Raw genomic sequence first — 10,121 nt, 5'->3', positions numbered from 1 at the left:
GCCGGGCCCTCAACCTGCCCAGCCCCGAAATGACCCCACCACACAGACACAGAATCCCCGTCAGCAAGCTGACAGGGACTCATGAACGATCGAGGTTAACGGCATTCCGGGACACAAAACCGATCCAAGCCGACGTTGCTCGCCCGAGCAGACCTCTCCGGGATAGTGAGGCTTCGTTCGTCTCTGTACGTGAGACACCGCATCGAAATCGTGTGTGCGGCAGGACAGCAGGCCCAGTGCCTGGAGAAGAAATTGGAGGATGCCGCCGTGAGGCTTAGCTCGGTGATCAGCGACATCACCGGAGTGGTCAGCTGCACGATTCCCAGGCAGCGGGGGCTGCTGCATCCGTGTGGCTTGCTGCTACCCAGACGCGGATCAGGTTCGCCGCATGTAGCACCGAGATGAAGCTCGTGTCGATCCAGGTCATGGGTGGCCGGTTAAGCGGCCGCATGTCAGGATCGGACCGTGCATGTTTTCCTGGACGCTGCCGAAAGTTCGGGGCGCCTTGCCGTGCCGCCTCCCAGGATGCGGCGGGTGGTGTTCGTCGCGTTGCTGAGCTCGGACGGGCGGCTTGCCCTGGTGGCAGACGACCTGCCTGGAGCTGTTCCCCGATGGGTGCTCCCTTCAGGATCCGTCCGAGCCGCAGAGCCGTACCGTGAGGCGGCAGTGCGCGTACTCCGCGATGCGGGCGGCGCGATGCCGGTGCGCGGGGGCACTGTTGAAGGATGCCGCTGGGCTCAGGTGCCTGTGCCCGTAGGCCGAAGCCGTCGAGAGGCACACGTGTTCATCTTTCGTCTCGCTGCGGCTGGTGCTCCGCCGGAGCATCTGCTCTGGAGGGGAGCGACACGCTGGGCGGGGCCTGAGCAGTGGCAGGAATTGTGCACACTGTGCGATCTGCCAGATGTGGATGTGCTGTTGACGGGATACCTGGAGGGGTGGATCCCGGACGGGCGGATCACGTTGGGGCCTTGAGTCCCGGCACCTCGGCCACGCACCCGCTGTCACTCTGCCCTGGCGATCGTGGTGGCGGTCTCCTGCAGGGCCGTGGCAACCGCTGGCATGTCCTGTTCACGCAGACGTACGGCGGGTGCGTACACGGAGATCGCGGCGAGCGGTTCCCCGATGCGGTTCCGGATGGCCACGCCTACGCCGTGCAGGTCGTGTGCACTTTCCTCGAGGTCTGCCGCCCATCCCCGGACTCTGACTTCCTCCAACTCCACCTCAAGTAGCGGCCACTCAGTGATGCTTCCCGCCGCCGTGGCAGGGAGCGCGGCCGGGAGTGCCGCGCGGACATCTGCCGGATCGCGCAGTGCGAGCAGGGCCTTGCCCGCCGCTGTGACGTGGGCGGGGAGCTCCTGTCCGAGCGGAACGCTTACGCGCAGGACATGCCGACACTCGACTCCGTCGAGTAGTCGGACGACGGCCGCATCCAGGGAGTACAGGCACACCGTCTCCTGCAGCTTCTCGGAGAGCTCCTCCAAGGGTCTGCGCGCCTGTCGTCGGACGTCCAGCTGGACGATCGCGGCCAGGCCCATACGTACGAGCTGCGGCCCCGCTGAGTATCCGTGCTGGCCAGGATCGTGACGCAGGAAACCCGTGCGCTGCAGGGTGACCAGGATGCGGTGTGCGGTGGAACGTGAGATACCGAGCTCCCGGGCGGTTTCGGTAACACCGATCTCCCCCCGGTCATACGCCAGGACTAGAACATCCAGGGCCTTCGTCACCGACGCCAAGGCCTCTGTCGCCGACAGATGCTTGCCATCCACCATGAAGGAACCGTAACCCCCAAACGTTCCCGGAGACCGGGAGCTTCGACAGAATCCACACGTCAGGATTCTGTGGTGGCACGTCTCAAAGTTCCGGAGCGGCATCGCACGAACCCGGCGAGCCAACTCTGCGCCAAGACGGGTCGAGTCCTGCGATAAACCCGACCAGACTTGCCGTGCTTGAGCGCACTGCTGACCGTTTGATAGCGCCTCAAAGGAACTGCGTGCGTGCCACAGTGTGCCGTCCCTACACTGGCAGCGGCCTTCCTTAGGAGTTCGCTATGGCGGGATACCGGACAAGCGCACCTGCGTCAGACAAGGGTGTCTACATCGGCCTGGCCCGGCATGCCGTGGAGGAACTGATCACTTCACTGCGAGGCGAGTTGGCCACGTTGGAAGCTGTGTACGCGATGATGTGCCAGCGCGTCGAATCCACCGATGTCCGCGAAGAGCGGCCGGACGCTGGCGAGGACGCGGCAACCGCCCAGCCTTCCCGGGAGGGTCTGTCTGAAGTTTCTGTCGCCGACGAGGATCCTTCGTCCGAAGACGCGCGCCCGGGCATTGGCACTCGGGCCCTGGGGCCACCGCGTAACGGAAGCATGCGCGATGCGATCCTCACACTCCTGTGCGCCGCTCAAGAGGCAATGTCCATCACCGATATCGCGGCGGCGGTGCGCCCGGGAGCGGACGCGACGGTCCGCTCATCCGTAGGAAAAACCCTCAACCGCATGAAGCAACTTGGTGAGGTGGAAAACGTAGCACCGGGAATGTTCCGGGCCGTGCTTTCATCCCAGGCTGCTTGATCCATCCGAGAACGCCCCCAACCCAAAAAGCCAGCCTCCCTCGATTAACGGTCGAGGGAGGCCGCCCAGACACGCGAACAGACCCTTCTCCTACCACGGTTCTGGTCCGTCGCGCACGCTCACTTTAGCGCTCCCACCGGTGGCGCTATAGGGCGTCTGCGCCATTCCGCGCTTGAGCGTGCACGACTGACCTCAAATAGGCAATTGGGGATCAGTCATGAGCACATTGGGTCGCATTCGATCCGGGCCAGAGCGCCAGGCCCAGGGCACGCTCCAGTCGGCAGACCGTCAGGACATCCGGCCAGGTGGCGCCCGCCAGCAGATCGCCGATGGTCTGTCTGCCGACGTTGCTATGGGCGGCCAGTGCACGCAGCGAGAGCTCCGGCCTCTCACGCAGGGCGGCGGCGAGGCGGCGGGCAATCGTCTGGACCACCGCCGCGGCGGGCTCCCCGGTGATCCTGGCATCCGGCCACTTCTCCGGATCGACGGCGTAGCTCCATGGCGGCGTCGTGCGCGCTCGGCCTCCGGTCATAAAGATGCGTTCCTTCAGATCGTGATCGACACTGACACCAGTGGCCGGTTAACCGGCCACCTGTCATGGGCCTTGTGCCTGGAGGTCGCTGTGTCGAATCGCCTGCTGGCCTACGTACCGAAGGCGGAGACGGTGCCGCCCGCCCAGTGGCGCCGCATCGCGCCGGTCGTCCGCTCGCTGGGATTCATGGCCGTCGCCGCGGGACCCTACGGCCCAGACGTGATCATGACGCCGCTCACACGGCTGGTCGCCTGGGTCGAGGCCCAGGGCCTCCCGCTCGAACCCTCGGTGATCCTTGACCAGAGCACCGTCGAACGGTTCATCCTCGTCGGCTGCCGCGACATGGCCGCCAACAGCCGCCGAACCTGCAGCAGCCAGCTGCGCCGGGCCTCCGAAGCACTCCTGCTGGACCAACTCGGACAGCATCCGCCGATCCGGCTGAAGGCCACCGCCGCCCCAGTGGCCCCCTACCCGCCGGCGGAAATCGCCTACTGGCTGATCTGGGCGCAGAGCCTGCCCACCCCCGCCCAGCGGCGCAACGCCTGCCTTCTGTTCTGTCTCGCCGTCGGCTGCGGGCTCGCCGTTGAGGATCTTGTGTACGTTCAAGGGCGGGATATCCTCGCGGGCCCCACCGGCCGGGCACTGGTCAAGGTGCACGGGCGCCGTCCGCGTACTGTCGTATGCCGGTACGCCTACGAGGAACTGCTGCTGGCGGAAGCCGCCCACGTCCCGGCAGACGCGTACGCCTTCCGGCCGGACTGGCAAGACCGCACCAGCAAGCACATCGCATCGGACTGGCTGGCCAGGTACCCGCGGATCATCGGCCGTTGTGATGGTGCAGTGCTGCAGACCCAGCGGCTGCGTACGACCTGGCTCGTCGAACTGCTGAATGCAGGTATTCCGCTGAAGGTGATCCTCAAAGCGTCGGGACTCGGGACCCTGCACAGCCTCTCGCGCTACCTCGTCTTCCTCCACGACGTGCCCGAAGCGGAGGCATCCGATCTGTTGCGGGGGGCGGCATGAGCAGGAAGAACCCAGAGGACAAACCCTGCCGACGTACCGGCCTCGCTCTACGCCCTGCACCGCAGGCCCCCGGCCGTACCCTCAGCGACCGCGTTGTGAGGCAGGTCTTCGACCTCGTGCGCCACAGCGGAGTACTGGAACGCCTTCCCTCCAACGAGCACCGGCCAGGTCCGAAGGGCTTCCCGTTCCGCACAGTGCTGATCGGTCTGATCCTGTCGCAGTACATGGGCAAGAGCGCGAACATCAACGACGCATGGGAGACGCTCTTCTTCGCCCTGTCTCCAGGGTCCAAAGCCCTCCTTGACGTCCCCAACGTCGACCTGCACATCCCCGAGGGTGCAACCCGAGAAGAGATCGACCGCGTCGCGCACCACCAGTCCGCGACGTCGAAGCGCGTCTACCGGTCCTGGGCCTCGATGACCCGGCGCCTCGACCCGGCACCACACGACCGCCGCAAGCGGCTGTCGCTCAGCGAGGCCAAGAAGATCCGACGGAAGTGGAATGCCCGCGCCAATCAGGACACCGTGCGCAATCTGGAGGCCATCGCCCAGGATCTGGTTCTCGCTCCGGTGATGGCTTCCTACCGGCGCGGCGACTTCGCTCGGTGGCCTGGCCACATCGCGGTCGATGACACACCGGTTCAAGTCTGGGGCAAAGAGCCGGACTACCACCAGGACCGGGCCTCGCTTGAGATCACCGCCGGGATGTACGTGAAGGGAGGAACGCAGAAGAAGTCGGGGCCCAGCGGCAAAGCTGCGGCCTCCACGAACACTGGCACCCGGCGCGGCACGACAAACAAGCCAGCGACTCGCAAGACCAAGTCGGCACAGGAGGAGAAGGCCAAAGCGCCGGAGAAGAGAGAGTTCCGCTACGCCATGATGGCCGCGTTCCCGGGCCATGGCCATGGCGACCTCGCCGGCGCCTACCCGGCGGTCTGCCTCGGCATGATCCTTCACACCCCGGGCACCGAGCCCGGCCCGGCCGCCCTGCGCGCGATCCAACCGGCCTTCGAACGAGGCCTGGTCAAAGACCTGTTCTGCGCCGACCGGGGCATCACCCAGGCCAAGCCTCACAACCTGCATCTGCAGCTGCTCAAACTCGGCCTCAACGCGGTGAAGCACTACAACGACGACAAGGTCGACCGGCAGGGAGAGTTCCGCGGCATGCAGCTGGTCGGCGGCGAGTTCTACTGCCCGCTGATGCCCACCCCGCTCATCACTGCGGGCGCCACATACATCGACAGCCGCACGGACGAGGACCGCGCCCACGCACTCAACCTGATCCAGTCCCGGAAGGACTACCAGACCAAGATCAAGGAGTACGGGCCCGCAGGGGACCAGCGTCGACAGTGCCCCGCCCTCGGGTCCCACGCCACGGTCACCTGCTACCGCCGGCCCCAGCCACGCCCGTCCACCGTCGTCGACCTCGACGCCCCCACTGTCCGTACCCCGCCAGCCCTGCCCACCATCCCCAGGCCCAAGCGGGACACCCCCGTCTACCCCGACATCTGCACAGGGAAGAGCATCACCGTCCCGGGCACCGTGTTGGCCAAGTGGCGGCAGAAATACCCCCTGTTCACCCCTCTGTGGCAGGAAGCATGGTCCGGACTGCGCAGTCAGAACGAGGGCGGCAACGGCAACCTCAAGAAGTCCGCCCTCGACAGCATCGACAATCCCCAGCTCCGCCTGCCGCACGGACGCGTCGCACAGACCCTGCTCAATGCCGTCATCATCTTCGTGGCGAACCTCAGAGCCATCCGACGGTTCCTCCGCGACCAGGGCGTCCAGCCCCGCAAAGCCAGCACGCAGAACGCCGCAACCCAACCCGGTGAGCCCTCCGACCCGCCCCAGGCGCGACCGCTTCCGACCGAGCAGGCCGAGCCTCCGCCACGCGAGTGACACACCTCCACCGCGCTCCGCCCCCTGAAAACCCCACATGCCTGCGCCACGGCTACCAGCCGTCACGCAGGCATGTCCTGTTTCCGCAGGTGAGAGGCGCAGTACCCGGACTGCCACCGCCTCACCCCCTCATCGAGCCGATCACGACGCTCAAGGCCCCAGAAACGACGAAATACCGGTGAGTCACATGACTCGACCGGCAATTCGTGAACGCTTCGGGACGATCTCGTGAACGTCCCTGGTTGTGTCCGAGGGGGGACTTGAACCCCCACGCCCGATAAAGGGCACTAGCACCTCAAGCTAGCGCGTCTGCCATTCCGCCACCCGGACTAGGTGTGTGTCGCCCGGCCGGGGATCTTCCCCGCGGCGACAGGACAACAATACCAAGCTTTCGGAGTGCCTTTCACCTGCGTTTCCGCCCGGTGGCCAGGTGCTCGTCCGCCTGCGCGTCCCGTCGGTCGCGCGGATCGCTTCACGGTTCCGCTCGCGCGTGGTACGACCGGCGCGTGTGCTCGGTGTGGTCGTGCATGAGCAGAGTGGCGTGCTGCTCGTCGCGGTCCGCGATCGCCGCCGCCAGGTCGCGGTGCTCCGCCCAGGACCGCTTCCCGGCGGCCGGCGCGCTGTACCAGCGCGCCCGGCGGTCCACCTGCGCGGCCAGGGCCGCGAGGACCGCGTTGCCCGCCAGGTCCCTCACCTTCGCGTGGAAGCGGGCGCTCAGGGAGATCGACCCCTCCTGGTCGCCGACCGCCGCGGCCCGCTCACCCTCGGTGCAGAGTTCTCGCAGAGCCGCCGCCCCCGCGCTGTCCGCGTTCGCAGCGGCGAGCCGGGCGGCCTCGGATTCGAGCAGGGTCCGCACGGCGAGGAGCTGGTCGGCGTCCTCGTCCGTCGGCATGCGCACGAACGCTCCCTGGGCGGGCCGCAGGTCGACCCACCCCTCCCATTTCAGCCGCTGCAGTGCCTCGCGCACCGGCTGCCGGGAGACGCCGAGGCGTGCGGCGAGTTCGCTTTCCACGAGATGGTGTCCGGGCGGGAGGGTGCGCGTGGTGATCAGGTCGAGCAGCGCCTCGTAGACCCGTTCGCGCAGCGGGCCGGGGCGTTCGAGGCCGGGCACCGCTTCCGGTGGCAGGCCGGTCGAGGACATCGCGCTTCCCCTCCCCCTTCAGAGCGGCGCCGGCACGGCAGCCGGGAATCCCGTGTGGATCGCTCTCCCCTGTAGACGTCTTTTTCCTCTGCTGACGTTCACTGGCTTTCGCCGGAGACGCCCGCGGACTTCCGGGGGCGGCTACGGGCAGCGCACGACCTGGCCGGCGTACGACAGGTTCCCGCCGAAGCCGAACAGGAGCACCCGGTCGCCGCCGGAGATCTCCCCGCGCTCCACCAGCTTCGACCACGCGAGCGGGATGCTCGCGGCCGAGGTGTTCCCGGACTCCGCGACATCGCGGGCGACGACCGCGTTCACGGCGCCCAGTTTCTCGGCGAGCGGCTCGATGATGCGCAGGTTCGCCTGGTGCAGGACGACGGCCGCGAGGTCCTCCGGCGCGGTTCCGGCCCGCTCGCAGACCTGCCGTGCGATGGGCGGCAGCTGGGTGGTCGCCCACCGGTACACGCTCTGTCCTTCCTGGGCGAAGCGCGGAGGGGTGCCCTCGATGCGCACCGCGTGGCCCATCTCGGGCACCGAGCCCCACAGGACGGGCCCGATCCCGGGGTCCTCGCCGGGCGGGCACGCCTCGACGACCGCTGCCCCGGCGCCGTCACCCACCAGCACGCACGTCGTACGGTCACTCCAGTCCGTGACCTCGGACATCTTGTCCGCGCCGATGACCAGGGCGCGTGTGGCCGCGCCCGCGCGCACGGCGTGGTCGGCGGTGGCGAGCGCGTGGGTGAAGCCGGCGCAGACGACGTTGACGTCCATCGCCGCCGGTGACGGGATGCCGAGCCGGGCGGCGACGCGGGCGGCGGTGTTCGGGGAGCGGTCGACGGCCGTGGAGGTGGCGACCACGACGAGGTCGATGTCCTCCGGCGCGAGGCCCGCCGCGGCCAGCGCCTTGGCGGCGGCGTGCGCGGCCAGCTCGTCCACGGGTTCGTCCGGTCCCGCGATATGGCGTGTGCGGATGCCCACCCGGGAGAGGATCCACTCGTCGCTGGTGTCGACCATGCCCGCCAGGTCCTCGTTGGTGAGTACCTTGGCGGGCTGATAGTGGCCGACGGCGGCGATGCGCGAGCCGTTCATGAGTGGGTCCCCCTCGGTACGGTGCGGAGCGTGATCCACCAGTCTGAACAGTGACTCGCGGGTAGCACGGCAGGTGAAGCGACAGGAATGGGGCGCCCGCATTGTCGGCTTCCCGCAGACCTTCGGACGCCCGAACACCTCCCGTACCATTGTTCGACTACGGGGTGGGGGCGGCAGAGTGGGCTGTCGCGTGTGTTCCCGCGCGTGCGGGGCGATCACGTACGTGCAGGACAATGAGATCAGGACAATAGGACCGTCGAGGCGGGGCTGATCGGAACATGGGACGAGTCACGGAACGACGCAAGGTGATCCGTGTCCGGGACGGGGCGGTCTCCACCCGGCCGGACACGCTCGTCGCCGAGGAGCCGCTGGAGATCAGGCTCAACGGCAAACCACTGGCGATCACCATGCGCACACCGGGCGACGACTTCGCGCTCGCCGCCGGATTCCTGGTCAGCGAGGGTGTGCTGGCCGGGCCCGACGACCTGCAGAACATCGTGTACTGCGCGGGCGCCACGGCGGACGGGTCGAACACGTACAACGTGGTGGACGTGCGGACCGCGCCGGGCGTGGCGATGCCCGACATCACGCTGGAGCGCAACGTCTACACCACGTCGTCGTGCGGACTGTGCGGCAAGGCCAGCCTGGACGCGGTCCGTACGACCGCACGCTGGCCCATCGGCGACACTCCCCCCGTGCGGGTGAGCCCCGAGCTGCTCGCGAGCCTGCCCGACCGGCTGCGGGCGGCCCAGCGGGTCTTCGACCGGACCGGAGGACTGCACGCGGCGGCCCTGTTCACCGAGGACGGCGAGCTGCTGGACATCCGCGAGGACGTGGGGCGGCACAACGCGGTCGACAAGCTGGTCGGACGCGCGGTCCAGAGCGGTGCCCTCCCGCTTTCCCGGGCCCTGCTGCTGGTCTCGGGCCGGGCCTCCTTCGAGCTGGCGCAGAAGGCGGTGATGGCGGGCATCCCGCTGCTGGCCGCGGTCTCGGCGCCGTCGTCGTTGGCCGTGGACCTGGCCGCGGAGACCGGTCTGACGCTGGTGGGGTTCCTGCGGGGCAGCTCGATGAACGTGTACGCGGGTGAGGAGCGCATCGCGCTGCGGGCCGCGACCGCCCAGGGCTGACCGACCCCGGGGGGACCGGCGCCGGTGCTGGGCTTCAGCCGGATGTCAGACGCATCCGGGACGCGGTCACGACCGACCCCAGCCGGGGGAAGTCCAGCCTCACCGACGCGTCGTGCTCCGCCGCGGTGAACGCCGCCATGGCGTCCTCGACGAAGACGAGGTCGTAGCCCAGGTCTGCGGCGGCGCGGGCGGTGGACTCGACACCCAGGTTGGTGGCGATACCGCCGAACACCAGGGTGGTGATGCCGTGTTCGCGCAGACGGCGGTCCAGATCCGTGCCCTGGAAGCCGCCGATGGTCCGCTTCACCACTTCCACATCGCCGTCCCTCAGCAGGCCGGGCACCAGCCCGCTGCCGGGCGGCTGCTCGGCGACTCCCGCGCGCTCGACTCGGACGAGTACGACGAGAGCGCCGGCCGATCGGAACGTTCCCGCCAGTTCCTCGGCCGTGGTGAGGACTTCGGTGCCCTTGCGGGGCTCCAGGGGCAGGGCGACGATGCGCTCCATCAGATCGACGAGCACAAGGGCGGTGCGCGCGGCATCGAGCGCGTGGGGTGCGTCCATGACGGAACGTTATCCCCAGTGGGCCGTCCGTACCGGAAATCCGGATCAACACTTCCGTGAACCCGTCGCGTTCGGCCACCGGCGGGGCGATGAGCGGCCCTACGGGGGAGGTTGACCGTGTCACCGTTCCGGAGAGGCGAAGTCCCGCTCTGCGGAGGGGCGTTGAGCGGCAGCGAGCTC

General features: G+C 68.2%; 9 protein-coding genes and 1 tRNA gene. 4 read left to right on the top strand and 6 right to left on the bottom strand.

All coding sequences use genetic code 11. The annotated features are described in order from the left end of the window. Nucleotides 1-1,001 precede the first annotated feature (1,001 nt). Nucleotides 1,002-1,769, bottom strand: a complete 768-nt coding sequence (locus ABZ845_RS18275) for an IclR family transcriptional regulator (protein WP_360980301.1) — start codon at nt 1,767-1,769, stop codon at nt 1,002-1,004. Between the two features lie 278 nt (nt 1,770-2,047). Here ABZ845_RS18275 and ABZ845_RS18270 point away from each other — a divergent pair, with 278 nt between their 5' ends. Next, entirely contained in the window at nt 2,048-2,569 is a 522-nt protein-coding gene (locus tag ABZ845_RS18270) for a hypothetical protein (RefSeq protein WP_360980298.1), read from the top strand. A gap of 211 nt (nt 2,570-2,780) precedes the next feature. On the opposite strand, the gene ABZ845_RS18265 is transcribed toward ABZ845_RS18270, so the two are convergent. After that, entirely contained in the window at nt 2,781-3,101 is a 321-nt protein-coding gene (locus tag ABZ845_RS18265) for a helix-turn-helix transcriptional regulator (protein ID WP_360980295.1), read from the bottom strand. A 21-nt stretch (nt 3,102-3,122) separates the two neighbouring features. Between ABZ845_RS18265 and ABZ845_RS18260 the strand changes: the two genes are divergently transcribed. Continuing rightward, nucleotides 3,123-4,124, top strand: a complete 1,002-nt coding sequence (locus ABZ845_RS18260) for a hypothetical protein (RefSeq protein ID WP_360980292.1) — start codon at nt 3,123-3,125, stop codon at nt 4,122-4,124. Between the two features lie 95 nt (nt 4,125-4,219). Continuing rightward, on the top strand, nt 4,220-6,022 hold the full coding sequence (locus tag ABZ845_RS18255; RefSeq protein ID WP_360980289.1) for a hypothetical protein: 1,803 nt from the start codon (nt 4,220-4,222) through the stop codon (nt 6,020-6,022). Nucleotides 6,023-6,267: 245 nt separating this feature from the next. Here ABZ845_RS18255 and ABZ845_RS18250 read toward each other — a convergent pair. The 3 genes from ABZ845_RS18250 to ABZ845_RS18240 all read right to left on the bottom strand — a co-directional run bounded on the left by ABZ845_RS18250 (nt 6,268) and on the right by ABZ845_RS18240 (nt 8,252). Further along, nucleotides 6,268-6,352: transfer RNA gene (locus ABZ845_RS18250), tRNA-Leu, on the bottom strand. A gap of 142 nt (nt 6,353-6,494) precedes the next feature. After that, on the bottom strand, nt 6,495-7,163 hold the full coding sequence (locus ABZ845_RS18245; protein WP_360980286.1) for a GntR family transcriptional regulator: 669 nt from the start codon (nt 7,161-7,163) through the stop codon (nt 6,495-6,497). A 141-nt stretch (nt 7,164-7,304) separates the two neighbouring features. Continuing rightward, nucleotides 7,305-8,252 (bottom strand): beta-ketoacyl-ACP synthase III, encoded by a 948-nt coding sequence (locus tag ABZ845_RS18240; protein WP_360980283.1) that lies wholly within the window; start codon nt 8,250-8,252, stop codon nt 7,305-7,307. A gap of 278 nt (nt 8,253-8,530) precedes the next feature. Between ABZ845_RS18240 and fdhD the strand changes: the two genes are divergently transcribed. Then, nucleotides 8,531-9,379: a formate dehydrogenase accessory sulfurtransferase FdhD gene (fdhD, locus tag ABZ845_RS18235; RefSeq protein WP_360980281.1), complete on the top strand. Its 849-nt coding sequence runs from the start codon at nt 8,531-8,533 to the stop codon at nt 9,377-9,379. 34 nt (nt 9,380-9,413) lie between these two features. On the opposite strand, the gene ABZ845_RS18230 is transcribed toward fdhD, so the two are convergent. After that, nucleotides 9,414-9,941, bottom strand: a complete 528-nt coding sequence (locus tag ABZ845_RS18230; RefSeq protein ID WP_360980278.1) for an isochorismatase family protein — start codon at nt 9,939-9,941, stop codon at nt 9,414-9,416. Between the last annotated feature and the right edge of the window lie 180 nt (nt 9,942-10,121).

The organism is Streptomyces sp. NPDC047022, assembly GCF_040644155.1.
Taxonomy (GTDB): Bacteria; Actinomycetota; Actinomycetes; order Streptomycetales; family Streptomycetaceae; genus Streptomyces.
Note: the sequence above shows the minus strand (reverse complement) of the source record. Positions and strands in the feature narration are given on the sequence as shown.

Excerpts from the sequence above, each read along its gene's own strand:
- ABZ845_RS18230 (WP_360980278.1), bottom strand. The coding sequence starts at position 9,941 with ATGGACGCACCCCACGCGCTCGATGCCGCGCGCACCGCCCTTGTGCTC.
- fdhD (WP_360980281.1), top strand. The coding sequence starts at position 8,531 with ATGGGACGAGTCACGGAACGACGCAAGGTGATCCGTGTCCGGGACGGG.
- ABZ845_RS18240 (WP_360980283.1), bottom strand. The coding sequence starts at position 8,252 with ATGAACGGCTCGCGCATCGCCGCCGTCGGCCACTATCAGCCCGCCAAG.
- ABZ845_RS18275 (WP_360980301.1), bottom strand. The coding sequence starts at position 1,769 with ATGGTGGATGGCAAGCATCTGTCGGCGACAGAGGCCTTGGCGTCGGTG.
- ABZ845_RS18270 (WP_360980298.1), top strand. The coding sequence starts at position 2,048 with ATGGCGGGATACCGGACAAGCGCACCTGCGTCAGACAAGGGTGTCTAC.
- ABZ845_RS18245 (WP_360980286.1), bottom strand. The coding sequence starts at position 7,163 with ATGTCCTCGACCGGCCTGCCACCGGAAGCGGTGCCCGGCCTCGAACGC.
- ABZ845_RS18265 (WP_360980295.1), bottom strand. The coding sequence starts at position 3,101 with ATGACCGGAGGCCGAGCGCGCACGACGCCGCCATGGAGCTACGCCGTC.